The sequence below is a fragment of the Conexibacter sp. CPCC 206217 genome (genome assembly GCF_030646165.1).
In the GTDB taxonomy this organism is placed as follows: Bacteria; Actinomycetota; Thermoleophilia; order Solirubrobacterales; family Solirubrobacteraceae; genus Conexibacter.
The window spans coordinates 94,624-119,540 of record NZ_JAUTDO010000007.1 but is presented as its reverse complement, the minus strand read 5'-3'; the positions used below and the strand labels follow the sequence as shown (position 1 = coordinate 119,540).

The window sequence follows — 24,917 nt, the reverse complement described above, 5'->3', positions numbered from 1 at the left end:
ACCGGGCTCGTTAGCCTGGAGACAGATGTGGCGCCCCGCGCGAGACTCCGGCGGCAGCACGCTGCGAGCGATCGCGGCGGTGCTCGCCGTCGCGCTCGCGGCGGTGCTCGGCGGGGTGCTGCTGCTATGGGCCTACTCCGCCGAGCGACGGCTGTCGGCCGGCACGATCTCGCTCTCGATCAGCCCCTTCCACGCCGGCGCGCTCGACCTCTACGTGCCGCTGCTGGACTGGGGCGTGCGCTTCGACGGGGTCCGCTTCCCGGCGCGGCTGCAGGTCGAGGTGCAGGCGATCGACCGCGACGCCGCCGCGCGGATCGCGCGCGAGGGCAGTGCCGCGATCCAGCCGCTGCGCGCCGAGGCCAGCGACGCGATCGCCTCCTACCTGAAGCTGCTCGCGGTCTTCGCAGCGGCCGCTGCGCTCGCGCTCGGCGGCCTCGCGGCGGCCGCGATCGGCCCGCGCACCCAGGTGCGCGCCCGCTGGCTGGTCGTCACCGCCGCGGTCGTCGCGCTCGCCTGGATCCCGGCGGTCGCGTTCCTCGTCGCGCCGCGTGGCGAGCTGGCCGATCCCTCCTACTACGCGCACGGCAGCGACATCCCGGTCGCGCTGGAGGCGGCCGAGGCCGCCGTGCGCACGCCGGACCAGGTCAGCGCGAGCTTCGAGGACCAGATCCTCGGGCTCGCGCGGCTCGTGATCGCGCCCGGCACCCGGCCGGACCTGCGCGACCGCCCGCGGCTCGTCGTCGCCTCTGACCTGCACAACAACGTCCTGCTCGTGCCGACGCTCAGAAGCGCGGCCGCGGGCGGCCCGATCCTCTTCCCCGGCGACCTCGCCGACCGCGGCTCGCCGCTGGAGACGAGCGTGCTGCGGTCGGTCGTCGCCAGCGGCGCCCCGTTCGTCTTCACGGCCGGCAACCACGACTCCGACACGCTCTCGCGGGCGCTCGCGCAGGCCGGCGCGATCGTGCTGACGCAGCACGGGCGGCTGCTCCCGAACGGCCGCTACGGCCCGCTCGTCGCGACCGTCAGAGGCCTGCGCGTCGCGGGCTACTCGAGTCCCAACGAGCGCCGCGCCGCGGACGGCTACCGCGACCGCGGCGCCGACGTCACGCCCGCGCAGCAGCAGGCGTTCCGCACCTGGCTGCTGCGGATCCGCGATCGCGTGGACGTCGTGATGGTGCACGAGCCGGCGCTGGTGGAGCCGCTGCTGCAGGAGCTGCGCGACACGCCGGGCGAGTCGCAACTGCTGCTCGTCGTCGGCCACACGCATCATCCGGCGGTCGACTCCGACAGAGGCGTGACAGAGGTCAACGGCGGCACGATCGGCGCCGGCGGCACCGGCAATCTCGCCGAGCAGCAGAACGCCAGCCTGGCGATCCTCACCTACCAGGAGGCGCCGTTCGCGCCGCTCGCCGCCGACGTCGTGACGCTCGACCCCAGCACCGGCGAGACGACCGCCAACCGCATCCGCCTCGGCCAGGGACCGGTGCGGATAGGCGACATGGAGGCGCAGCCGCCGGAGGAGGAGAGCGGCGGCTGAGCGGCGTCCGCCGGCCAGCGACGGCGTCCGTCCCAGCCGGCGAGCGCGTCGCGCGAGGCGCCTACCCCGCCAGCACGTCGTGCGCGAAGCGGACCGACAGGGCACCGTCGCCGACCGCGCCCGCGACCCGCTTCGCCGCGCCCGCGCGCACGTCGCCGGCGGCGAAGACGCCCGGGCGGACCGTCTCCAGCAGGTGCGGCTCGCGGTCGCCCAGCGGCCAGGCGAGGTAGCCGGCGTCCTGCGCCGCGCCGCTGCCGCACAGCAGGTAGCCGGCGGGGTCGACCGCGAGCATCCCCGTCGTCGCCTCCGTGCACGGCTCGGCGCCGATCATCACGAAGACCGACGTCGCATCGACTCTCTGCTCGGCGCCGTCGCGGTCACGCAGGACGACCGACTCGACCGTCGCGGTGCCGTCCACGGCCGCGACCTCGGTGCGCGTCATCACCTCGATCTGCGGCGAGCGCTCGATGCGGTCGACGAGGTAGTGCGACATCGTCGACTTCAGCGCCTCGCCGCGCACGACGATCCGCACGCTGCGCGCCCGCGTGCCGAGGTGGACCGCCGCCTGGCCGGCGGAGTTGCCGCCGCCGACGACGATCACGTCCTCGCCGCGGCAGCGCTCCGCATCGGAGGCCATCGCGGCGTGGTAGACGCCGGCGCCGCGGAAACGCTCGACGCCGTCCGCGCGCAGCTCGCGCCAGCGCGCGCCGGTCGCCATCACGACCGTGCGCGCGAGCACGTGCTGGCCGTCGTCGAGGTCGACGCGCACCAGGCCCTCGGGGCCGTCGGCCAGCTCGACCGCTCTGTGGAAGCTCGACAGGACGGCGTCGAAGCGGCGCGCCTGCAGCGTCGCCTTGCGCGTCAACTCGACGCCGGAGATGCCGCTCGGGAAGCCGAGGTAGTTCTCTATCCGCGTGCTCGTGCCGGCCTGCCCGCCGGGCGCCCACGCCTCGGCGACCAGCGTTCTGAGTCCCTCCGAGCCGCCGTAGACCGCGGCCGCCAGGCCCGCCGGCCCGGCGCCCAGCACGACGAGGTCGAAGCGCTGGTCGTCGACGTCGGCGCGCAGCCCGAGCGAGCGCGCGACCTGCGCGGCGGACGGGTTGCGCATCACTCTCGCCGCGTGCACCAGCACGGGCGTCTCCTCGCGCGGGATGTCGAGCCACCTGAGGAAGTCGGCGCTCTCCTCGTCGGTGTCGACGTCGTAGAAGCGGACCGGCAGCAGGTTGCGCTCCAGCAGGTCGCGCACCTCGTGCGCGCGACGCGATCCGCGCGGGGCGATCAGGCGCATGATCCCGTGGCCCTCCGCCTCGTGCCAGGCGCGTCGCGCCAGCAGCGTGCGGAAGATCTGCTCGCCGAACTCGGGCCAGCGCGCGACCATGTCGCGCAGCCCCTCGCGCGAGAACGCGATCACCTCGGTCGTCTCGATCGCGACGCAGGCGCTGATCGTCGGCTCGCCGGTGAACGCGGCGATGTCGCCGATGTAGGTGCCGGCGTCGGCCTCGGAGACGTGCACGTCCTTGCCGGGTTTGCGCTCGACGATCTCCACGCGGCCGCGCTCGATCACGTAGAACGGCGCGTTGCGGACGGCGTGCTCGTACAGCACCTCGCCGGGCTCGAAGACCTGTCGCTCGCCGCGCTCCGCCAGCCACCCCAGCTTTCTGTCGGACAGCCGGGGGAAGAGAACCTCGTCGGCCAGGTCGGGGAACTCGGTTCTCATCGTCATGCGCGTCGTCGCCATCCTTCGAGGATACCCCCGCCGCGCCCGCCCAAAGGCGACGCGGCGGGGCGCTGCGTCTGCGTCAGGCCAATAGCTCCAGGGTGAGCCCGTCAGGGATGATCAGCGGCGAGGCGCTGCTGAGCGTCCCCGTCGCCGGGCACAGCAAGCCGCTGCCTGGCTGCTTGCTGAACGAGTCCGCTGTATTTAGCAACGTGACCAACTCCGGCACGGCGGTGAAGTCGATTAGCGCCGCCTGATTGCCTTTGTATAGGCAGTCACCGATCCCGGGGACTGTGAACTTGAACTGCAGCTCCTGTATCAGGACTAGGATCCCCGTTATGTTCGGTAGGTTACCTAGGAAGGCGACATAGTTGATCGACGTGATCGTTCTCGTTCTTAGGACCTGCGCCGAGACTCCCGCCGGCTGACAATTGGCGAGCGTGCCGCCGTCGACGCCGCCCATCGGATGGAGCGGAAGCTTCGACGTTCTCGGGAATATCGCTATGGCCAGTGTCAGGTCGCATGTCCCGGTGAAGAGGAACGCGCTGAATCTGACGCCGCCAGTCTGCGATCTCACCGACAGCAGCCGGTCGAACGGCGTTATCCCGATGCCTCTCTCGGCCACTGCCACACCGCCCGCGCACGCGAGCGTGAGCACCGTCATGCCCGCCAGCACGGCGAGCTTCGTTCGCTTCAACATCTGCATGCACCTCCGTCGCCCGCGGCGTGCGGGCGTTCGGTCGCTCAAAGAAGGACCGCGCGCAAGCGCGCGGGGAATACCGACAAACCTCCGTTCTGCTAAAAGGCGGAGGTGGCCGATCTTAGGTCGCTCGCGACGGCGCGACAAGCGACGCGAGGGGGCGGGCGGCGAGGTCGCGCCGGGCCGGCGACCGCGACCGCCTCGCGTCAGCGCCGCTCAGGCGTGGAACGCGGGCACGTCGCGCCCGCCGGTGCAGCCGGCGCCCGCGCGCGCGGTCGGGCGATGCATGCGGTGGGCGAGCAGGCCGATCGCGGCGATCAGCGCGGCGACGATCCCGAGGCTGACCGCGAACGCGGTGCGCATGCCGTCGGGTCCCGGAAGCGTGAGCGCGGCGAAGGTCGCGCCGATGATCGCGACGCCGGTCGCGAGGAAGACCTGCTGCGTCGTCGTCAGCGCGCCGCTGCCCGCGCCCGCCTGCTCGACCGGGACGCCGGAGAGGACGAGTTGGTAGATCGCCGGGATCATCATCGCCTGACCGGCGCCGGCGATCGCGCTGCCGGGCGCCAACTCCAGCAGCGTCAGGTTCGGCCACCACGCGACCGACGCCGCGATCAGCAGGCCGATGCCGGTGATCTCGATGATCGGCCCGTAGATCATCACGCGGTGCCCGAACAGCCTGCCGAGGCGGGTCGCCATCAGCGAGACGGCGAGGAACGCGAGCGCGAACGGCGTCAGCACGAGACCGGCTTCGATCGCGCTGAAGTGCAGGCCCTCCTGCAGCGTGATCGGGAAGACGAAGAGGAAGCCGCCGAAGGCCATGAAGAACGGCAGGAACAGCAGCAGCCCGCGGCCCATGCGCTCGTAGCGCAGCAGCGACGGCGGCATCAACGGCCCGCGCCCGTCCTGCTCCAGCCTGTGCTCGACGCGCAGGAACCACCACAGCAGCAGCGGCGAGATCGCCAGCGACGCCCACGTCCACAGCGGCCAGCCGATCGACTCGCCGAGCGTCAGCGGCACCAGCAGCGCGAGCACCGTGATCCCGAGCAGGATCGTCCCGCGGCCGTCGATCGCGAGCGGATGATCCGAGCGCGTCTCGGGGATCGTGCGGCCGGCCATCACGGCGACCAGCAGGCCGATCGGCACGACGACGAAGAAGACCGGGCGCCAGCCGGTGCCAGCGACGTCGGCGGTCACGAGCACGCCGCCGAGCACCTGCCCGATCACCATCGCGATCCCGCCGGTGGCGCCGTAGAGCCCCAGCACGCGCCGGCGTGCGGCCGGGTCGGTCGTCGCCTGGATGATCGCCAGCACCTGCGGCACCAGCAGCGCCGCGGCGGCGCCCTGTGCGGCGCGGGCGGCGATCAGCGCACCGATCGTCGGCGCCAGCCCGCACAGCAGCGAGGTGACGCTGAACGCGAGCATCCCGATCTGGAACAGGCGGCGGCGACCGAACGCGTCGCCGACACGGCCGCCGACGACCTGCAGCAGCGCGAGCGCGAGCCCGAACGCGGCGACGACCCAGACGAGGTCGGCCGCGGACGCGTGCAGCTCCGTGCGGATGTCGGGCAGCGCGACGTTGACGATGAACTGGTCGATCGGCGCCAGCGCGGCGCCGAGCAGGACGGTGAAGAGCCCGAGCCCGCTCAGCAGCGGCTGACGTCCCGGCGGCGAAGTCGGCGATGCGGGCACCGTTGGATCATCCTTGGCTCCTCTTTACGGCGCCGGTTCCCTGGTTGTCACCGCCTCAGGCCAGCGCGCGCTCGATCGCGGCGACGACCTCGTCGGACTCCGGATCGGTCGTCGGGCGAAAGCGCGCCAGCACCTCGCCGCCGGGCGCGACGAGGAACTTCTCGAAGTTCCACTGCACGTCGCCCGCGGCGCCCTCGGCGTCGGGCGTCTGGGTCAGCTCGCGGTAGAGCGGATGGCGGTCGTCGCCGTTGACCTCGAGCTTCGCCGTCATCGGGAAGGTCGTCCCGTACGTGGTCGAGCAGAACGTCGCGATCTCCTCCGCGCTGCCGGGCTCCTGCTCGCCGAACTGGTTGCACGGCGCCCCGAGCACGGCGAACCCGCGCTCGGCATACCTCGCATGCAGCCGCTCGAGCCCCTCGTACTGCGGCGTCAACCCGCATCTGGAGGCGACGTTGACGACGAGCACGGCCCGTCCGTTCAGGTCGGCGGTGTCCAGCGGCGTGCCGTCGAGGGCGGTGAGGTCAGGCGGGAACAGTGACATCGGGCTCCTGGATCAGGTTCCTGTCGGGACGGTCGAGCGTCACACGTTAGAGCGTGTCGCCGCTCACGCCGCCGGCATCACCAGCACGTCCGCGGGGTCGACCGCGACGTGGGCCGGGGCGCCGGGGGCGAGGGCGACGGAGGGGTTGCAGCGGGCGCGCAGCTCGGTCGGGCCGGCGGCGAGGACGTAGTCGATGCTGTCGCCGAGGAACGCCTGGCTGACGACGGTCGCCGGCCATTCGTTGCGCGTCGCGGCGCCTGCGGCGAGCGGCTCGGTCGACGACGCCGCCGCCACCCGCAAGCTCTCCGGGCGAATCGCGAGCAGCACTTCGCTGCCCTGCGCAGGCGTCGCGGCGCCCGCCGCGCTCCAGACCGGCGTCGCCGCCGTCTCGATCCGGACCAGCTCGCCGACCCGCTCGCCGACCCTCCCGGCGATGAAGTTGCTCGTGCCGATGAACTCGGCGACGAAACGGGACTGCGGGCGCGTGTAGACGTCGCGGGGGCGGCCGACCTGCTCGACCCTGCCCTCGTTCAGCACCGCGATCCGACTCGACATCGCCAGCGCCTCGGTCTGGTCGTGCGTGACGTAGATCGTCGTCAGGCCGAGCTCGCGCTGCAGGCGCGTCAGCTCGAAGCGCATCGTCTCGCGCAGCTTCGCGTCGAGGTTGGAGAGCGGCTCGTCGAGCAGCATCACGTCCGGCTGCGTCGCCAGCGCGCGTGCCAGCGCCAGCCGCTGCTGCTGGCCGCCCGACAGCTTCGTCGCCCGCCGGTCGGCGAAGCTCGACAGCTCCGTCACCTCCAGCACGCGCTCCACGCGCGCGCGGATCTCCGCCTTCGCGGGACGCTTGCGGCGCGGCAGCACGTCGAGCGGGAAGGAGGCGTTCTGGAAGACCGTCATGTGCGGCCAGATCGCGTACGACTGGAAGACCATCCCCAGGCCGCGCTTGTTCGCCGGCACGCTGACGCCGCTGGAGCCGTCGAACAGCACTCTCTCGCCGAGCAGGATCCGGCCCCTGTCGGGCCGCTCGAGCCCCGCGATCGAACGCAGCGTCGTCGTCTTGCCGCAGCCGGACGGACCGAGCAGCGTGAACAGCTCCCCCGCCTGGATCTCGAGGCTGACGGCGTCGACGGCGTTGACGCGTTCGGGCGCAGCGCCCTCGCCCTCGGCCTCGCCGTCCCCAGAGCGCGGCCGGTGCTCTCCGTAGCTCTTGGACAGCGACTCGATCGTCAGCATGGCGCCGCTCCTTCCGTCAGCGGTCATCGGTGGACTCCAATCCGAAGCGGGCGCCGAGCTTGTAGGCGATCGCCACGAGCGCGGTCAGGATCGCGATCATCACGACGCCGATCGCGGCGACGGTCGTCAGCTTGCCGTTCTCGAACTGCTCCCACAGCAGCACCGAGACGACCTCCTTGCCGGGGCTGTAGAGCAGGATCGCGCTCGACAGCTCGCGGAACGAGACGATCAGGATGTAGACGAAGCCGACGAGGATCCCGCTGCTGGCCAGGGGCAGCAGCACGCGCCGGAACGTCTGCAGCCAGGAGGCGCCCGACACCATCGCCGACTCCTCCAGCTCTGAGGACATCTGCGCCATCGCGCCCGAGGCGTAGCGCATCCCGTACGGCAGGAACTTCGTCGTGTACGCGATCAGCAGGATCAGCAGCGTCCCGTAGATCGGCAGGCTCGAGCGCAGGTAGACGAACGACAGCGCCAGGCCGATCACCAACCCCGGGATCACGATCGGGATGAACGTCAGCAGGTCCAGCGCGGCGCGGCCGCGCGCTCTCGTGCGCACGACGGTCCAGGCGATCACGCTCGTCAGCAGCATCACGACGGCGGCGGCGCCGAGCCCGAGGATCAGCGAGTTCTTGAACGCCGTGATCGTCGTGTCGTTCTCGAAGATCGCGCGGTAGTTGCCGAGCGAGATCGTGTCGAAGGTTCTCGCCGACGGCTTCGCGTAGAACTTCAGCAGCGAGGCGTAGATCAGCACCGCGACCGGCAGCACGACCGCCACCACGAAGTACGCCAGCACGCCGGCGCCGACCCACGGCCGCGCCCGCCCCAGCGCCACCGGCCGCGGCCGGAACGCCTTGCCGGTGATCGTCTGGAAGTCCGACGATCTGCGCGTCAGGCGCGAGCCCATCAGCACGCCCGCGGTCGCGATCGCCAGCAGCGTGATCGCGTACGCGCCGGCGGTGCCGTAGTCGATCGGGTACGACTGCAGCGACAGGTAGATGCGGCTCGTGAAGACGTACGTGCCGTTCTGCAGCCCCAGCAGCGCCGGCACCTCGAAGCTCTCCAAGGACTGCACGAACAGCAGCAGCACCGCGGCGACGAACGCCGGCCGCAGCACCGGGACCGTGACGCGGCGGATCACCGTCAGCTGGCGCGCGCCGCTCATCAGCGCCGACTCCTCCAGCGAGGGGTCGATCGCGCGGAAGGCGGCGACCATCAGCAGGAACGCGACGGGCGCGTAGTGCAGTCCCTGCACCCAGATCATCCCGCCCATCCCGAACACGTTCAGCGACTGCCCGGTCAGCGGCTCCAGCGCGAGCGTGTTGAGCAGGCCGACGTTGGGGTCGGCGAGGAAGATCCAGGAGACCGCGTAGAGGATCCCCGGGATCACGAGCGGGACCAGCGACGCGGCGAAGAAGAGACCTTTGAACGGCGCGTCGGTGCGCACCTGCACGTACGCCAGCACCGTGCCGACGACCAGCGACAGCGCCGCCGACCCGGCGCTGAACGCGAGCGAGTTGAACAGCATCCGCCCCGCCTGCGTGTCGCCGCCGTAGGCGCGTGAGAAGGCGGCGAACGACAGGCCGGAGCGGCCGGTGAAGGTGTCTCTGAAGAGGTAGATCAGAGGCACCAGCACCAGGTAGGCGACGATCAGGATCGCCGCCCCCACGATGTACGTGCGCGGGTCGCGCAGGCGCTCGCGCACTCAGTTGTCGTCCTGCTTGACCGCCGTCACGCCGCGCAGCAGCTCGTCGTATCTTCTGTCCCAGCCGGCGGCGTCCTGCGTGTACTCGGCCGGGTCGAAGGTGACGAATCTGACGCCGTCGAGCGTGTTGTCGCCGGGCACGTCGCGGCGCACCGGGGTGACGCCCGCCTCCAACAGCGCCTTCTGGCCCTCGGGCGACAGCAGCCAGTTCTCGAACAGCCAGCCGGCGTTGGGATGCGGCGCCTCGCTCGTCAGGCCGGCGCCGTTGGGGCGCGCGAAGCCGGGCGTCGAGGTCGTGCCGTCGGCGCCGGTGTAGGCGACCGGCGCGCCCTCGTCTCTGGTGTTGCGGATGTCATAGCTGTACGCCATCGCGTTGATCGCCGTCTGGCCCGCGGCGAGCATCTCGACCATCGTCGAGTGGCCCTTCGCGGTGACCGCGTTGGCGGCGATCGCCTGCCACAGCCTGTCGACCTCGGCCTGGCTCTTGCCCTCTCTGAGCCAGTAGTTCGTGACATACGCGAACCAGTCGCTGTCGCCGATCTCGAGCTGGATTCTGCCCTTGTATCTGGGGTCGGCGAGGTCCTCCCACGATCTCGGCTCGTCGCCGGCTCTGATCAGGTCGGTGTTCCACGCCGGCAGCAGCACGTTGAGCCGGTCCGCGGCCCAGCCGTCGAATCTGGCGTTGTCCGGCAGATCCGCCAAGGACGGTCCTCTGAAGTCGCCGAGCAGTCTCTCTCTGCCGAGCGCCTCCATCGTCACGAAGCTGCCTTCGACGACGTCCGCGCCGGGGCGACCGGCCTGACCCTCCTGCAGCGCCCGCTGCAGGACCGTCTCGGCGTTGCCGCGGAAGATGTTGACCTTGATCCCGTATCTGTCGGAGAAGGCCTTGCCGACGGGGTCGGCGCCCGTGATCGTCGTGTACCAGGAGACCTCGCCCTCGTCTCTGGCGGGCGCGACCGCCGCCTCGGGACCGTCGGCGCCCTTCGCGTCGAGGTCGGCGTAGACCTGCTGGGCCTTCGAGTCGCCGCTGCTGGCGTTCGTGTCGGCGCCGGGCGCCGAGCCGACGTCGGCCGCGCCGCCACCGCAGGCGGCCAGCGACAACGACAGGGTCAGCGCTGCGAGCACCGCGGCCAGGCCCGGCTTGGAGATGGTCGGTCGTGACATTCGTGAAGTTCTCTCTGTCTCGGAAGGGGAGGTGGTCAGGCCGTCCACGGCGTCTCGGCGGCTACCTGCTCGCCGGCGACCTTGCCGCCGATGAAGCACTCGGAGTTGTTGCCGCCGAGCAGGTAGAGGTGACCGAAGATCGAGCCGTTCTCGCCGGCCTTGTAGAGGCCGGGGATGGAGGCGCCGAAGGGGTCCAGCACGCGCTGGTCGGCGTCGTGGACGAGGCCGCCCTGCGTGTTGGTGATGATCGGGTGGACCTGGATCACGTAGTACGGCGCCGTCGCGATCGGCAGGCGGCTCCAGCCGGGCCGGCCGTACTGGTCGTCGGACTCGCCGCGCGCGTCGCGGTTCCAGTCGCTCAGCGTCCGCTCGACGTTCCCGACCGGCGCACCGATCGCCTGCGCCAGCTCCTCGATCGTCTGCGCGACCTTGATGTAGCCGCGCTCGACCTCGCGCAGGTTGTCGCGGCTCCACTCGTACGCCGACGCGACGTCCTTCATCGCCGGGCGGCCGATCGGACCGTTCTTGCGGCCCTCCTCGTCGAAGACGAGGTAGGCCGGGATGCGCGGGTAGGTCTGGGTGTCCGGATCGAAGCGGATCAGGTCGCGGATCGGCGTGTCCTGCGACGCCGGCGGGTACTCGTTCATGAAGCGCTGGCCGGTGCCGTCGACGACGATCCAGGGCATCTTCTGCGCCGCTCCGCGCGGGCCCGCGACCGCGTGGCGGATCGCGACCGCGACGTCGGGCAGGCGGTAGCCGTAGCTGCCGTGCAGGTGGTTCATGTGCCACAGCGCGGCGCCGACCTTCTGGCCCATCAGGATCCCGTCGCCGGTGTTCGTCAGCGGGCTCATCGAGGTCATGTCCGCGGAGCCGACGTAGTGGCGGATCAGCCGCTCGTTGTGCTCGAAGCCGCCGGTGCAGAGGACCACGCCGCGGCGCGCGCCGATCCGCTCGACGCGGCCGTCGCGCTCGATCTCGCAGCCGACGACGCGGCCGTCCTGCACGATCAGCTCGCGCACGGTCGTCTGCAACTGCACGGTGATCTGCTCGCGCTGGCGGACGTTCTCCATCAGCACGTGGAAGAGCGTCGCGCCGGCGCGCGCGCCCGTGACCCAGTCGAAGCCGTCGAAGTCGTCGCCGCGCGTCACGCGCGCGGAGCGCAGCTGCTCGTAGCCGGGAAAGGGGTAGTTGCCCGTGCGCGGCTCGTGCACGATCTCGCGCCCGACCGCCGCCGCCAGCTGCGTCAGGTCGGCGGGTATGCCGACGAGCCCGGCCGCGAACGCGTCCAGCACCTCGTCGTCGGTGGTCCCGTCGCAGGTCGCGCGCAGGTACGCCAGCGTCGCGTCGTGGTCCGTGCCGAAGACGCAGCTCCCGCCGGACAGGATCGAGTTGCCGCCGGGGTTGGTGTCCTTCTCCAGCAGCAGCACCTCCGCGCCCGCGTCGGCGGCTGCGACGGCGGCACGACCGCCCGCGTAACCGTAACCGGCGACCACCACGTCATGGACGTGGTCCCAAGGGCCCGTCTTCGTCATCCGTTGCTCTCCCTGTCTATGCGACCGCTGCCACCCCCCGCAGGGCAAACGCGACCTTCATGTCACCTTTCCCGACCGATCCTATCCATTTAATAATCGACCTATGTGTCCGGTGTCACAGTAGAACTCATTTCACCTAGTGAACTCGCGGGTTCTCTGGAGGCTGTCGCGAGCTTTTCGAAGGCCTGCGATGAGTTTCGCGATGAGTTTCGCGCGGTGGCCCGGTCTAGAGGGCATGACAGATTCCACGCAGGCCCCCACCACGCTCACGAACATCGGCGTCGCGATGTTCGCCGTCGCCGACCAGGACGCGGCGATCGCGTTCTACACCGAGAAGCTCGGCTTCGAGCTGCGTGCCGACGTCACCTTCGGCGAGAACGGCGAGATGCGCTGGGTCGAGGTCGCCCCGCCCGGCTCGACCGCCCGCCTCGCGCTGAACCCGCCGATGGGCCGACCTCCCGGCGGCAGCGGCATCGGCGTCGAGACCGCCGACGTGCACGCCGAGTACGCGCGGCTGAAGGCGATCGGCGGGATCGACCTCGACTCCGAGCCGATGACCTCCCCCGGGGCCCCGCTGCTGTTCATGATGCGCGACCCCGACGGCAACCACATCGCCGTCGTGGAGGCGCCGCCGGCCGAATAGCGGCGCGCCGACGCCCCGAGGCCGGCGCTCGTCGCGTCCGGTCCCCGGGGCTCCCGCGCGAGCCTCGCGGACGCGCTCGGCTCGACGGCCGCGGCCGGCTGAGCGTCACCCCAGCAGGTCCAGCGCGGCGCCGACGATCGTGTCGGCGTCGATGCCGAAGTTGCGGTAGAGGTCCTCGACGTCGCCGGACTGACCGAAGTCGGTCACCCCCAGGCAGGCGATCGGCGTGCAGCGGATCGCCGACAGGAAGCTGAGCGTGTGCGGGTGGCCGTCGAGCACGCTGACGATCGGCGCCGCGCGCGCGGGCGGGAACAGCTCGTCGAGGATCGCGTCGCCGCCGTCGGCGAGCCCCTGGCGCGCCTGCAGCGCGCGGAAGACGAGGTCGGCCGAGGTGAGGCAGACGACGTCGGTGGCGCGACCGGCCGCGTCCAGCTCGTCGGCCGCTTGCAGCAGCTCGGGCATGATCGCGCCGGCGCCGACCAGCGTCACGACGGGGGCCGCTTCGCTGCGGCGCAGTGCGTAGCCGCCCGCGAGCACCTGGCGGCGCCGGCGCTCGCGCGCGGCGGGGTCGTCGTCCGGCACGCGCGCCAACGCCTGGTCGAGCGGACGTGTCGTGAGGCGGAAGTAGGCCGAGCAGCCGTCTCGTCTGCCGAGCCGCGAGAGCGCGTCGAGCAGCGCCCATTCGAGGTCCTGCCCGAACGCCGGCTCCCAGGCGATGCAGCGCGGTTGCTCCAGCCCGACCGAGGGCGTCACGATCGACTGGTGCGCGCCGCCCTCGGGCGCGAGCGTCACGCCCGACGGCGTCCCGACGAGGATCGACTGCGCGCCCGCGTACATGCCGAACGACCACGGCTCCAATGCCCGCGTCACGAACGGGTCGTAGAGCGTGCCGATCGGCAGCAGCGGCCGGCCGTCGCGCGACCACGTCAGGCCCAGCTCGGCGAGCAGGCCGACGAGGTTGCCCTCCGCGATCCCCAGCTCCAGGTGCTGCCCGTGCTCGGACTCGCGCCAGCGCATCAGCGTGTCGGTGTCGTCGGCGAACCAGTCGACGCGGTCGCCGGGGCTCCAGACGCCGACGCGGTTGATCCAGCCGCCGAGGTTGGTCGACGAGGCGACGTCGGGGCTGACCGTCACGACGTGCTCGGCGACCTCCGGCGCGGCGTGCGCGAGGTCGACGAAGAAGCGCCCGAACGCCTGCTGCGTGGAGGCGGTACCGGCGTGGCCGCGGCCGACGTCGGGCGGGATCGTCGGCGGGGCCGCGGGCCTGTCGGCCGCGCGCGTGAGGCGCGCCGCCGTTTCCTCGCACACCCGCGCCTCCGGCGATTCTTCGGCGAAGCGCGCCCACGGGTCGGCCGCGTCGGCGCCCAGCTCGGGCGCGAGCCGCTCCCACTGCTCGGTCGTGAGCAGCGCCGAGTGGTTGGCCGGATGCCCCTGCGTCGGCAGCCGCCACGCCTTGATCGTGTACGCGACGATCACCGACGGCCGGTCGACGACCGCATCCGCCTCGGCGTAGGCGTCGAGCAGCAGCCCGAGGTCGTGCCCGCCGAGGTCGCGCACGGCGGCGAGCAGCTCCGCGTCGGTGAGGTCGGCGATGAGGTGAGCGATGGCGCCGGGGTCGCCGCTGCTCCCGCCACCGCCGCCGCCCGGCAGCCGCTCCCGGACCTCGTCCGCGGACGCGCGCAGCAGCCGCTGGAACTCCTCGTTGGTCATCGCGTCGATGCGCCGCCGCAGCGCGTAGCCGCCGTCGCGCTCGAACAGGCTTTGCAGCCGGCGCCCGTACTTGACCGTGATCGCGTGCCAACCGGCCGCCTCGAACATCCCGGTGATTCGCCGTGCCGCGATCTCCGGCACGACGCGGTCGAGCGACTGGCGGTTGAGGTCGACGATCCAGAGGACCTCGCCGAGTCTCGACACGAGCGGGTCGACGATCGCCTCCCAGCAGGCGCCCTCGTCCAGCTCCGCGTCGCCCAGCAGAGCGATCTGCCGCCCGCCCTGCGGGACCTCGAAGTGCCCCGCGACGTAGCGGTGCGCCAGCGCGCTCCAGATCGGCGCGGTCGCCCCGATCCCGACCGAGCCCGTCGAGAAGTCGGCCGGCACGGGATCCTTCAGCCGGCTCGGATACGACTGCAGCCCGCCGAACGCGCGCAGCGTCGTCAGGTGGCGCGCGTCGAGCTGCCCCAGCAGGTACTCGATCGCATGCAGCACCGGAGCGGCGTGCGGCTTGACGGAGACCCGGTCCGGCGCGCGCAGCTGATGGAACCAGAGCGCGGTCATGATCGAAGCGATCGAAGCCGACGACGCCTGGTGCCCGCCGACCTTCACCCCGGAGCGCGTGCTGCGAACTCTGTTGGCGTGATGCACGATCGAGGTCGCGAGCCACAGCACCCGCTCCTGCACTGCGTTCAGGACCTGCAGGTCGGCAGAAGACACGGCGGACGCTGACATCGCACTATCTTCCCCACCAAGCGGCCCCCAAGTCCAGAACTCCGTCCGCTTTCGCACGGTGCGCAAAGATCTTGCGCTGGAGGCTGTGACGAGCTACGGGCCTCACACGATCGCGCGGCCGGGATGTTACGTGCCCGAGAACGACACAACCCGCCTCGTCGGGGCGGGTTGTGGGCGGGGAGTCACCCCGAAACGGCTGATAACCAATCTGGATGCTAACCGCTTCTGCGCCGAAGACAACCTCGCCGCGACCGGATGGCCATGAACAGGCAGCGCGGGAGTCACCCGCAGACGCATGATCTTCGCGCACGCCTCCGATCTTGGCCACCGGTCGAGCAAGCATGGCGGAGGGCGGGAGACTCGAACTCCATCAGGGCGACGAACTCGAATTCCCGGTTATACGATCGTCGGCGGCGATGCACCACCCGCTAGATATGGGAATTCCGGAGGTTCTCGGCATCTGCACCTGAACACGTTGTCATCGACCCGAAACCGCTGTCTGGCTGCACCCGACGCTTCGAGGCGCGATGCCTGCGACCGTGATGACGGTGTGCCAATGAACTGCGAGGCGGTGATCAGAACCGAGCCCATCACCTTTGAGCAGTGGCGCCGCGAGGCACCCGCCTGCGTGCCAAGAGTCAGCAGGTCATCGCACGCCTCGGCCCGATCAGACGCGACAAGCCGCGCGACCCGACCGAAGCGGCGTTCCTGCGCGAGATCGGCACGCCCGAGCGGCTCATCGGCCCAGAGAAGTAGTCGTCACCCCAACTTGTCCGGATCCGGCAGGTTCGGGTCCTGAGCCCGGACGGCTCCGTTGACGTGGTAGACGATGACGTCGCTCGGGCGCGCGAGGAGCTGGCCGACCTGGGCGCGGTAGCGGCGGTAGTGCGGGGTTGCGTAGTGGGCGCGGAGGGCTGCTTCGTCGGCGTAGAACGACACCACCGCGACGTCGCCCGGTTCGTCGCCGGTCGCGATGCGGAAGGCGTGGCAGCCCGGCTCCGTGCGGGATGCGGTCGCCAGCTCAGCGAGCAACGCGTCCAACTCGGCGGCGCGCCCGCCGAGTCCGTGCAGGACCGCTTCCAAGATCACTCTGGCATCGCTCATGAGGCGACCATACCCCGCCGCGGCCCGCTCTGACGATCGCCGGATCCGCTCGCCGGGCGACCGGCGACCCACGGCTGTGACCGGATTCTGACCGGGTATGAGACATTGCGATAGTCGCATCCCCTACTATTTCTCTCCCAGCGCTGAGACTGCCGAGGAGAATCGACCGTGACGACCCACACCGACGTTGCAGGCACCGCCCGGCCGGAGCGCGTCGGGGAGCTGCCGTTGCGATTCGTCACCGCGGCATCGCTGTTCGACGGGCACGACGCGGCGATCAACGTGATGCGGCGGCTGATCCAGGACAGCGGCGCGGAGGTCGTGCACCTCGGGCACAACCGCAGCGTGCGCGACGTGGTGCGGGCCGCGATCCAGGAGGACGCCGACGGGATCGCGATCAGCTCCTACCAGGGCGGCCACACCGAGTACTTCAAGTACGCGGTCGACATGCTGCGCGAGCTGGGCGCCGGGCACATCCGCGTCTTCGGCGGCGGCGGCGGGACGATCACGCCGGCCGAGATCGCCGAGCTGCAGGAGTACGGCGTCGAGCGCGTCTACCACCCCAACGACGGGATGGCGCTCGGGCTCACCGGCATGATCGGCGACCTGATCGAGCGCGCGAGCGAGCAGCGGATCGAGTCGAGCGCGCCCGCCGACGCCGCCACCGCCACCACGGACGACGACGTCGTGATCGCGCAGATGCTCTCCGCACTGGAGGACGAGGTCTTCGACGGCGACGAGCTGGAGGCGCTGCGCGCGGCCTGGCGCGAGGCCGGCGAGGGCGTCCCGGTGCTCGGCATCACCGGCACCGGCGGCGCCGGCAAGAGCACCGTCACCGACGAGCTGCTGGCGCGCTTCATGCGCCAGTTCCCCGAGCTGCGCGTCGCGGTCCTCGCGGTCGACCCGACCCGCCGGCGCACCGGCGGCGCGCTGCTGGGCGACCGCATCCGCATGAACAGCCTGCGCCACGAGCGGATCTACATGCGCTCGATGGCGACGCGCCGGCAGCACCGCTCGACCAGCGCGATGCTCGAGGACGCCGTCGCCTACCTGCGCGCGACCGGCTTCGACCTCGTGATCGTCGAGACCGCCGGCATCGGCCAGAGCGACTCCGAGATCGTCGACCTCGTGGACGTCGCGATGTACGTGATGACGAGCGAGTTCGGCGCCGCCAGCCAGCTCGAGAAGATCGACATGCTCGACCTCGCCGACATCGTCGCGATCAACAAGTTCGACAAGCGCGGCGCCGACGACGCGCTGCGCGACGTGCGCAAGCAGTGGCGCCGCAACCGCGTCGCGTTCGACACCAGAGACGACGACACGCCCGTCTTCCCGACGATCGCCAGCCAGTTCAACGACCCCGGCCTCAGCTGGATGTTCGTCAACCTCTGCCGCCTGCTGGGCGAGCGCGCGGTCGCGCGCGGCGGCGACGCGCAGCGCTGGGATCCGCAGCTGGAGCTGGCGACGCACACGCCGCTGGGCAACATGCTGATCCCCGGCAGCCGCGTCCGCTACCTCGCCGAGATCGCCGAGCAGGGCCGCTCCACCAACGCCGAGGTCGAGCGGCTGGCGGAGGTCGCCGGCACCGCGCAGCACCTCTACGAAGCGCTCAGAGCGCTCGGCGACCCGGCCCTCCCGGCGCCGCTGGACGCGTACCCGAGCGGGGACCTGGAAGGAGAGGGCTCCTTCCCCGCCCTGCGCGAGCAGTACAACGCCACCCTCGCCCAGCTCGGCGCCGAGCCCGCCGCGCTGCTGCGTGAGTGGACCGCGAAGGTCGAGAGCATCACGGCCGAGACCTACACCTACACGGTGCGCGGGCGCGAGATCAGCGGCGACAACTACCGCACCTCGCTCAGCCACCAGCAGATCCCGAAGATCGCGCCGCCGCGCTTCGACGGCTGGGGCGACCGGCTGCGCTTCCTCCTGAAGGAGAACCTGCCCGGCTCCTACCCCTACACCGGCGGCGTCTTCCCCTACCGCCGCGAGGGTGAGGACCCGACCCGCATGTTCGCCGGCGAGGGCACGCCGGAGCGCACCAACCGCCGCTTCCACTACCTCTCCGAGGGGCAGCCGGCCGCGCGCCTGTCGACCGCGTTCGACTCGGTCACGCTCTACGGCGAGAACCCCGCCGAGCGGCCCGACATCTACGGCAAGGTCGGCAACTCGGGCGTCTCGATCGCGACCGTCGACGACGCGAAGAAGCTCTACTCGGGCTTCGACCTGTGCTCGCCGACGACCTCGGTCTCGATGACGATCAACGGACCGGCGCCGATAGTGCTGGCGTTCTTCCTCAACGCCGCGATCGACCAGCAGGTCGAACGCCACCTCGACGAGACCGGCGGCTGGGACGCGGCCGAGCGCAAGCTGGAGCAGTACTTCGCCGGCAAGGAGCGCCCGCAGTACAGCGGCGAGCTGCCGCCCGGCAACGACGGGCTCGGGCTGCGGCTGCTCGGCGTCTCCGGCGACCAGGTGGTCGACCGCGACACGTACGAGCGGATCAAGGAGGCGACGCTGCGCAAGGTCCGCGGCACCGTCCAGGCCGACATCCTGAAGGAGGATCAGGCGCAGAACACCTGCATCTTCTCGACCGAGTTCGCGCTCAAGATGATGGGCGACGTGCAGCAGTACTTCGTCGACCACGAGGTGCGCAACTTCTACAGCGTCTCGATCAGCGGGTACCACATCGCCGAGGCAGGGGCGAACCCGATCTCGCAGCTGGCCTTCACGCTCGCCAACGGCTTCACGATCGTCGAGTACTACCTCGCGCGCGGGATGGAGATCGACGCGTTCGCGCCGAACCTCAGCTTCTTCTTCTCCAACGGGATGGACCCGGAGTACGCCGTCATCGGCCGCGTCGCGCGGCGCATCTGGGCGCGCGCGATGCGCGAGCGCTACGGCGCCGGGCCGCGCAGCCAGATGCTGAAGTACCACATCCAGACGTCGGGCCGGTCGCTGCACGCGCAGGAGATGAACTTCAACGACATCCGCACGACGCTGCAGGCGCTGTACGCGATCTTCGACAACACCAACAGCCTCCACACCAACGCCTATGACGAGGCCGTCACGACGCCGACGGAGGAGTCGGTGCGGCGCGCGGTCGCGATCCAGCTGATCATCAACCGCGAGCTGGGCCTCAACTTCTGCGAGAACCCGTGGCAGGGGTCGTTCATCGTCAACGAGCTGACCGACTTGGTCGAGGCCGCCGTCTACGAGGAGTTCGACCGCATCTCCGAGCGCGGCGGCGTGCTCGGCGCGATGGACACGATGTACCAGCGCGGCAAGATCCAGGACGAGAGCCTCTACTACGAGCGGCTCAAGCACGACGGCACGCTGCCGCTGATCGGCGTCAACACCTACCTGCCCCGCGCGCACGCCGGCGAGGTGCAGGCCGAGATCGAGCTGGCGCGCTCGACCGAGCAGGAGAAGCGCGACCAGATCGTCAACGTGCACGCCTTCGACGCCAACGGCGCCGACGGCGCCCCGGCGACGCTCGCGCACCTGCGCGAGGTCGCGCTCGCGCGCGAGAACGTCTTCGACGCGCTGCTGGACGCGGTCAAGGTCGCCTCGCTGGGCCAGATCTCGGGCGCGCTGTACGAGGTCGGTGGCGAGTATCGCCGCAACATGTAGCCGCACCGACGCGGCCGGCACCCTTCACCCGCCCGCCGGCCGCGACGCGCGGATCGTCTGCCTCGTGCCGAGCGTCACCGAGCTGCTGTGCGACCTCGGGCTCGCGCCGCAGCTCGTCGGGCGCACCGGCTTCTGCATCCACCCGTGGGAGAGCGTCCGCGGGATCCCGAAGGTCGGCGGGACGAAGGACGTGCAGCTCGACCGCGTGCGCTCGCTTCAGCCCAGCCACGCGATCGTCAACGTGGACGAGAACACCGCCGCGACGGCCGCCGCGCTGGCGCGGTTCGTCCCGCACGTCGTCGTCACCCACCCCTGCGCGCCGCTGCACAACCTCGGCCTCTACCGCCTGCTCGGCGCGATCTTCGGGCGCGGGGAGGAAGCGGAGCACCTGTGCACGGAGTTCGAACGGGCGTACACGTACACGACGGCGACCGACCGCCCGCCGCGCGACGTGCTCTACCTGGTCTGGAAGGACCCGTGGATGACCGTCGCACCCGACACCTACATCGCGCGGACGCTCGCGACGGTCGGCTGGCGCACGCTCCCCGCCGCGCCCGCGGTCCGCTACCCGGAGGTCGAGTTGGGCGACTTCGCCGGCCGGGTCGACCACGTCCTGCTCAGCAGCGAGCCGTTCCACTTCAAGCAGGCGCACGTCGAGCAGGTCGCCGCGCTGCTGCCCGGCGCGCGCGTCAGGCTGATCGACGGCGAGATGACCTCCTGGTACGGCAGCCGCGCGATCGCGGGGATGCGCTATCTGGCGGAGTTCGCGGACGGGGCGTGAGGCGCGCCCGGCGGATCTCGACGCGCCGTCACTCCCGTTCGCCGGCGCGTTCGCCCGGCGCCGATCCGGGCGCGACCAGCCCGGTCTCGTACGCGTAGATGACCGCGTGCACGCGGCTGGTGAGGTCGAGCTTGGCGAGCATCCGGCGGACGTGGCTCTTGACGGTGCTCTCCTCCAGCTGCAGGTGTGTCGCGATCTCGGCGTTGCTGCGGCCGCCCGCGATCGCCAGCAGCACGTCGCGCTCGCGCGGGGTCAGCTCCGCCAGCGCCGGATCGCCTGCGCGCGACGGCGCCGAGGAGGCGAACTGGTCGAGCAGGCGGCGCGTGACCTCGGGCGAGATCAGCGCGTCGCCGCGCGCAACCGAGCGGACCGCGTCGATGATCCGCTCCGGCGGCGAGTCCTTCACGAGGAAGCCGACGGCGCCGGCGCGCAGCGCCTCGAAGACGTACTCGTCGAGGTCGAAGGTCGTCACGACGATCACCTCGACGCCCTCGACGCCTCTCAGCAGGCGGGTCGCCTCGAGGCCGTCCATCCGCGGCATGCGGACGTCCATCAGCACGACGTCCGGTCTGCGGCGCTCGACCTGGCCGAGCGCGTCGAGCCCGTCGACCGCCTCCCCCACGACCTCGATGCCGGGCTCGCTCTCGAGGATCATCCGCAGCCCCTGCCGGGAGATCGCCTGGTCGTCGGCGACGATCACGCGGATGCTCACGCGACGGCCTCCAGCGGCAGCGTCGCGCGCACCGACCAGCCGCGGCCCGCCGGCCCGGCGTCGAGGCCGCCGCCGACCAGCGCGACGCGCTCGCGCATCCCGTCGATCCCGCCGCCGTGCCGGCGCGGCGGCCCGCCGACGCCGTCGTCGTCGACCGCCAGCCGCAGCTCCTGGTCGCCGTACTCGACCCGCACGACGACCTCGCGCGCGCCCGCGTGACGCACGACGTTCGTGAGCGACTCCTGCACGACGCGATAGGCGCACGCCTCCAGCTCGTCGGACAGCGGTCGCGCGCGCCCGCTCAGCTGCAGGTCGACGGCGAGGCCGGCGTCGCGCGCCGGCGCCAGCAGCTCGTCGACGTGCGCCAGCCGCGGCGCGGGCGTCAGCGCCGCGGGACCGTTCGCGCGCAGGATCCCGAGCGCGCGTCTGGTCTGCCCCAGCGCCTCCGTCGTCAGCCTGTGGATCCGCTCCAGCGCCGCGCGCGCGACCGGGTCGGAGGTCTGGCGCCCGGCGCCGCCGGCCTGCAGCGAGATCGCGCTGAGGTGGTGGCCGGTGATGTCGTGCACGTCGCGCGCGATCCGCAGCCGCTCCTGCGCGACCGCGTGCTCGACGTCGCGGTCGCGCAGCTCCGCGGTGCGGCGGGCCAGCTCGCGCGCCTCGGCCGTGCGCGTGCGCTCGGTGCGGATCACGCGGCCGACGAGCACGGGCACGAGGCCGACGGCGAAGCCGCCGATCGCGCGCAGGACGGCGTCGTTCTCCAGCGTGCCGACCGCCATGCCGGCGATCTGAATGCCGGTGTACGCGCCGACGAGCCAACTGGCGGCGCGGTCGGCATGGATCGCCGCGTTGCCGGCGAGCACCAGCGCGGTCACGAGCGGGATCGCCACCGAGTAGCCGAGCATCCCGCCGATACCGGCGGCGGCGAGCGCGACGAGCGCGGTGGTGACCGGGAACGGGCGTCTCACCGCGACCATCGCGCACGCGATCACGCACAGCGCCACGCCCAGCGCGTCGGGGTCGTGCGCCGTCGTCTGCCCGCCGTCGCTGACGTTGACGGTCATCAGCAGCAGCGCGACCGAGGCGGCTGCGAGCACGGCGGCGACCGCCGCGTCGTGCGGCTGCGGCGGGGAGCTGCGCGACGGTGCGAAGTCGCCGTCGATCGACTGCGCGTCGAGCACGTTCACAGGGTAGTGCGCGGCCCCCGCCGCGCCTCCTCCGAAAGGAGCAAGCGCACGCACCCCCAGGGCGCAACCAGGTCGCCCCCTTGTGAGGTCGGCACGGGCGGCGATCCGCGCCACCGTATGGGTGCACCTCCCCCTCTCTCCTCTTGATCCGACTGAAGGACCTCTCGCATGGCAACCGCCCTCTATCGACTCGGCCGCACGGCCTTCCGCCGACGGCGGCTGGTGCTGGCGATCTGGCTCGTGCTGTTCGCCGGCATCGGCGTCGCGGCCGGCACGCTCAGCGGAGACACGAACGACAGATTCTCGATCCCCGGCACCGAGTCGCAGCAGGCGATCGACCTGCTGGCGCAGCGGCTGCCGCAGGCCAACGGCGCCTCCGGACGGATCGTCTTCGCCGTCCCGCAGGGCGAGCGGCTCACCGACCCGGCCAGCAGAGCCGCGATCGTCAGCGCGCTCGCCGGCGTCGGCAGAACGACCGACGTGCTCGCCGTCAGCGATCCCTTCACGAGCGGGGCGGTCTCCAGAGACGGCCGCATCGCGCTCGCGCAGGTGACGTTCGACCAGCCGGCACAGGAGCTCGCCGACAGCGCGCGCGAAGGCGTCCAGACGGCCGCCAGAGCCGTTGCCGGCGCGGGCGTGCAGGTCGAGTTCGGCGGCGACGCGGTCGTGCAGGGCGGCGGCGCGGGCGGCATCGGCGAGGTCCTCGGCTTCGCGATCGCGGCGCTCGTGCTCGCGATCACGTTCGGCTCGCTCGTGTCCGCCGGGCTGCCGCTGCTGACGGCGCTGATCGGCGTCGGCATCGGCCTCTTCGGCATCACCGCGGCGACCGGCTTCATCGACCTCTCCTCGACCGTCCCGACGCTCGCGCTGATGGTCGGCCTCGCGGTCGGGATCGACTACGCGCTGTTCATCATCTCCCGCCACCGAACGCAGCTGCTGGGCGGCGTCGACCCGGAGGAGTCCGCGGGGCGCGCCGTCGGCACCGCGGGCAGCGCGGTCGTGTTCGCAGGCGCGACGGTCGTGATCGCGCTCGCGGCGCTGACCGTCGTCGGGATCCCGTTCCTGACCGCGATGGGCCTCGCGGCCGCGGCGACCGTCGTGATCGCCGTGCTGATCGCGATCACGCTCGTGCCCGCGATGCTCGGCTTCGCCGGCACGAAGCTGCTGAAGGGCAAGAACTTCGAGACCGGCCCGCGCGCCGCGAAGCCGACCTTCGGCGCGCGCTGGGTCGGCTTCATCACGCGCCATCGCGCGCCCGCGATCGTGCTGACGATCGTCGCGCTCGGCGCCGTCGCGATCCCCGTGCTGAACATGCAGCTGGGGCTCCCTGACGACTCGACCGCCGCGCCGGGAGACACGAACCGCAAGGCGTACGACCTGCTCAGCGACGGCTTCGGCCCCGGCTTCAACGGGCCGCTGACGATCGTCGTGGACGGCCGCGCCGGCAGCGACGTGGCGAGAGCCGCCGCGACCGTCGCGGCGCAGTTCGAGGGCAACCCGGACGTCGCCAGCATCGGCAGACCGACGCTCAACAGAGCGGGCGACACCGCGATCCTCTCGCTGACGCCGAGCAGCGGCCCGTCGACCCAGGCGACGAAGGACCTCGTCGCGCAGATCCGCGACCGCGCCGGGACGCTCGACGACGAGGTCGGCGCGCAGATCCTCGTGACGGGCGCGACGGCGGCCAACATCGACGTCTCCGACCGCATGGCCGCCGCGCTCGTGCCGTACCTGGCGGTGATCGTCGTGCTCGCCTTCCTGCTGCTGGCGATCGCGTTCCGCTCCGTGCTCGTCCCGTTGACCGCCGTCGGCGGCTTCCTGCTGACGATCGGCGCCGCCTTCGGCGCGACCGTCGCGGTCTTCCAGGAGGGCTTCGGCGCCGGCCTGATCGGCGTCGAGCAGACCGGACCGATCATCTCGCTGCTGCCGATCCTGATCATCGGGATCCTGTTCGGCCTCGCGATGGACTACCAGGTCTTCCTCGTCTCGCGGATGCGCGAGGAGCACGTCCACGGCGCGCCGCCGACGGTCGCCGTGACGGAGGGCTTCCGCCACGGCGCGCGCGTCGTCACCGCCGCCGCGCTGATCATGGGTTCGGTCTTCGCCGGCTTCATCCTCGAGGACGACGCGATCGTGAAGTCGATCGGCTTCGCGCTCGCGTTCGGCATCCTCGTCGACGCCTTCGTCGTCCGCATGACGCTGATCCCGGCGCTGATGGAGCTGCTCGGCGAACGCGCCTGGTGGCTGCCGCGCTGGCTGGACCGGATCCTGCCGCGCGTCGACATCGAGGGCGAGCAGCTGAGCAAGCAGCTCGAACGCGAACTGGTCGCAGCGGGCACGCCACGTCCGTGAAGATCGACCTGACAGGCGAGCGCGCGTTCTGAGCGGTTCGACGCAGGGGATCGGCCGCGTGATCGCGGCCGGTCTGGCGGCCGCCGAGCCCGAGGAGGACCAACGGTAGCGGCACCACGTTGGCGCGCGGGCGGCTGGCAGTGTTTGGATCGGTGTGGAATACTCATTCCAAAGTCACCTATTCCGATGGGGTTTATGCCTGTTTCGAGGCATCGGCTCAGCCTCGCCCCATCGGCGCGTCGACCTGCTCC

At 71.5% G+C, this 24,917-nt stretch carries 18 protein-coding genes; 6 read left to right on the top strand and 12 right to left on the bottom strand.

Going from position 1 to position 24,917, the window contains the following annotated elements; genetic code table 11:
• Window positions 1–25: 25 nt before the first annotated feature.
• Window positions 26–1,537 carry a metallophosphoesterase family protein gene (locus tag Q7L65_RS19655; RefSeq protein WP_304723761.1) on the top strand — a complete coding sequence of 504 codons (1,512 nt, stop codon included), beginning with the start codon at window positions 26–28 and terminating at the stop codon, window positions 1,535–1,537.
• Between the two features lie 61 nt (window positions 1,538–1,598).
• Here the strand turns inward: Q7L65_RS19655 and Q7L65_RS19650 are convergent, their stop codons facing one another.
• From Q7L65_RS19650 to Q7L65_RS19615, 8 genes are all read right to left on the bottom strand, one after another.
• Window positions 1,599–3,275, bottom strand: coding sequence for a cyclic nucleotide-binding domain-containing thioredoxin-disulfide reductase (locus Q7L65_RS19650; RefSeq protein ID WP_304723760.1), 1,677 nt, complete (start codon window positions 3,273–3,275; stop codon window positions 1,599–1,601).
• 61 nt (window positions 3,276–3,336) lie between these two features.
• Entirely contained in the window at window positions 3,337–3,954 is a 618-nt protein-coding gene (locus tag Q7L65_RS19645; protein ID WP_304723759.1) for a hypothetical protein, read from the bottom strand.
• Window positions 3,955–4,170: 216 nt separating this feature from the next.
• Entirely contained in the window at window positions 4,171–5,643 is a 1,473-nt protein-coding gene (locus Q7L65_RS19640) for an MFS transporter (protein WP_304723758.1), read from the bottom strand.
• A gap of 55 nt (window positions 5,644–5,698) precedes the next feature.
• The gene (locus tag Q7L65_RS19635; RefSeq protein WP_304723757.1) at window positions 5,699–6,184 is read right to left on the bottom strand and encodes a glutathione peroxidase; all 486 of its coding nucleotides are present in this window, start codon (window positions 6,182–6,184) and stop codon (window positions 5,699–5,701) included.
• Between the two features lie 63 nt (window positions 6,185–6,247).
• Complete coding sequence (locus Q7L65_RS19630; protein ID WP_304723756.1) at window positions 6,248–7,417, bottom strand: ABC transporter ATP-binding protein; 1,170 nt, start codon at window positions 7,415–7,417, stop codon at window positions 6,248–6,250.
• A 16-nt stretch (window positions 7,418–7,433) separates the two neighbouring features.
• Window positions 7,434–9,122, bottom strand: a complete 1,689-nt coding sequence (locus Q7L65_RS19625; protein WP_304723754.1) for an iron ABC transporter permease — start codon at window positions 9,120–9,122, stop codon at window positions 7,434–7,436.
• Window positions 9,123–10,286 carry an ABC transporter substrate-binding protein gene (locus Q7L65_RS19620; RefSeq protein ID WP_304723753.1) on the bottom strand — a complete coding sequence of 388 codons (1,164 nt, stop codon included), beginning with the start codon at window positions 10,284–10,286 and terminating at the stop codon, window positions 9,123–9,125.
• A 35-nt stretch (window positions 10,287–10,321) separates the two neighbouring features.
• Entirely contained in the window at window positions 10,322–11,818 is a 1,497-nt protein-coding gene (locus tag Q7L65_RS19615) for an FAD-binding protein (RefSeq protein WP_304723752.1), read from the bottom strand.
• A gap of 235 nt (window positions 11,819–12,053) precedes the next feature.
• Here Q7L65_RS19615 and Q7L65_RS19610 point away from each other — a divergent pair, with 235 nt between their 5' ends.
• Entirely contained in the window at window positions 12,054–12,461 is a 408-nt protein-coding gene (locus Q7L65_RS19610) for a VOC family protein (protein WP_304723750.1), read from the top strand.
• A 105-nt stretch (window positions 12,462–12,566) separates the two neighbouring features.
• On the opposite strand, the gene Q7L65_RS19605 is transcribed toward Q7L65_RS19610, so the two are convergent.
• Complete coding sequence (locus tag Q7L65_RS19605) at window positions 12,567–14,906, bottom strand: pyruvate dehydrogenase (RefSeq protein ID WP_304723749.1); 2,340 nt, start codon at window positions 14,904–14,906, stop codon at window positions 12,567–12,569.
• Window positions 14,907–15,509: 603 nt separating this feature from the next.
• On the opposite strand from Q7L65_RS19605, the gene Q7L65_RS19600 reads away from it, so the two are divergent.
• Window positions 15,510–15,662, top strand: coding sequence for a hypothetical protein (locus tag Q7L65_RS19600; protein ID WP_304723748.1), 153 nt, complete (start codon window positions 15,510–15,512; stop codon window positions 15,660–15,662).
• Window positions 15,663–15,665: 3 nt separating this feature from the next.
• Here Q7L65_RS19600 and Q7L65_RS19595 read toward each other — a convergent pair whose 3' ends face one another.
• A complete protein-coding gene (locus Q7L65_RS19595; RefSeq protein ID WP_304723747.1) occupies window positions 15,666–16,010 on the bottom strand; it encodes a putative quinol monooxygenase in 345 nt (114 codons plus the stop codon).
• 168 nt (window positions 16,011–16,178) lie between these two features.
• Here Q7L65_RS19595 and Q7L65_RS19590 point away from each other — a divergent pair, with 168 nt between their 5' ends.
• Together Q7L65_RS19590 and Q7L65_RS19585 are read left to right on the top strand one after the other, a co-directional pair.
• Window positions 16,179–19,637, top strand: coding sequence for a methylmalonyl-CoA mutase family protein (locus Q7L65_RS19590; protein WP_304723746.1), 3,459 nt, complete (start codon window positions 16,179–16,181; stop codon window positions 19,635–19,637).
• Window positions 19,612–20,418 (top strand): helical backbone metal receptor, encoded by an 807-nt coding sequence (locus Q7L65_RS19585; protein ID WP_304723745.1) that lies wholly within the window; start codon window positions 19,612–19,614, stop codon window positions 20,416–20,418. The genes Q7L65_RS19590 and Q7L65_RS19585 overlap by 26 nt, the downstream gene beginning before the upstream one ends.
• A 28-nt stretch (window positions 20,419–20,446) precedes the next feature.
• Here the strand turns inward: Q7L65_RS19585 and Q7L65_RS19580 are convergent, their stop codons facing one another.
• Together Q7L65_RS19580 and Q7L65_RS19575 are read right to left on the bottom strand one after the other, a co-directional pair.
• Window positions 20,447–21,130 carry a response regulator transcription factor gene (locus Q7L65_RS19580; RefSeq protein WP_304723744.1) on the bottom strand — a complete coding sequence of 228 codons (684 nt, stop codon included), beginning with the start codon at window positions 21,128–21,130 and terminating at the stop codon, window positions 20,447–20,449.
• Window positions 21,127–22,308, bottom strand: a complete 1,182-nt coding sequence (locus Q7L65_RS19575) for a sensor histidine kinase (RefSeq protein WP_304723741.1) — start codon at window positions 22,306–22,308, stop codon at window positions 21,127–21,129. The genes Q7L65_RS19580 and Q7L65_RS19575 overlap by 4 nt, the downstream gene beginning before the upstream one ends.
• 174 nt (window positions 22,309–22,482) lie before the next feature.
• On the opposite strand from Q7L65_RS19575, the gene Q7L65_RS19570 reads away from it, so the two are divergent.
• The gene (locus Q7L65_RS19570) at window positions 22,483–24,666 is read left to right on the top strand and encodes an MMPL family transporter (protein ID WP_304723739.1); all 2,184 of its coding nucleotides are present in this window, start codon (window positions 22,483–22,485) and stop codon (window positions 24,664–24,666) included.
• The last annotated feature ends 251 nt before the right edge of the window (window positions 24,667–24,917 follow it).

Bases quoted from the DNA above. Each gene is read 5' to 3' on its own strand.
- Q7L65_RS19655 (WP_304723761.1), top strand. From the start codon at position 26: ATGTGGCGCCCCGCGCGAGACTCCGGCGGCAGCACGCTGCGAGCGATC.
- Q7L65_RS19650 (WP_304723760.1), bottom strand. From the start codon at position 3,275: ATGGCGACGACGCGCATGACGATGAGAACCGAGTTCCCCGACCTGGCC.
- Q7L65_RS19645 (WP_304723759.1), bottom strand. From the start codon at position 3,954: ATGTTGAAGCGAACGAAGCTCGCCGTGCTGGCGGGCATGACGGTGCTC.
- Q7L65_RS19635 (WP_304723757.1), bottom strand. From the start codon at position 6,184: ATGTCACTGTTCCCGCCTGACCTCACCGCCCTCGACGGCACGCCGCTG.
- Q7L65_RS19630 (WP_304723756.1), bottom strand. From the start codon at position 7,417: ATGCTGACGATCGAGTCGCTGTCCAAGAGCTACGGAGAGCACCGGCCG.
- Q7L65_RS19620 (WP_304723753.1), bottom strand. From the start codon at position 10,286: ATGTCACGACCGACCATCTCCAAGCCGGGCCTGGCCGCGGTGCTCGCA.
- Q7L65_RS19615 (WP_304723752.1), bottom strand. From the start codon at position 11,818: ATGACGAAGACGGGCCCTTGGGACCACGTCCATGACGTGGTGGTCGCC.
- Q7L65_RS19610 (WP_304723750.1), top strand. From the start codon at position 12,054: ATGACAGATTCCACGCAGGCCCCCACCACGCTCACGAACATCGGCGTC.
- Q7L65_RS19605 (WP_304723749.1), bottom strand. From the start codon at position 14,906: ATGTCAGCGTCCGCCGTGTCTTCTGCCGACCTGCAGGTCCTGAACGCA.
- Q7L65_RS19595 (WP_304723747.1), bottom strand. From the start codon at position 16,010: ATGAGCGATGCCAGAGTGATCTTGGAAGCGGTCCTGCACGGACTCGGC.
- Q7L65_RS19570 (WP_304723739.1), top strand. From the start codon at position 22,483: ATGGCAACCGCCCTCTATCGACTCGGCCGCACGGCCTTCCGCCGACGG.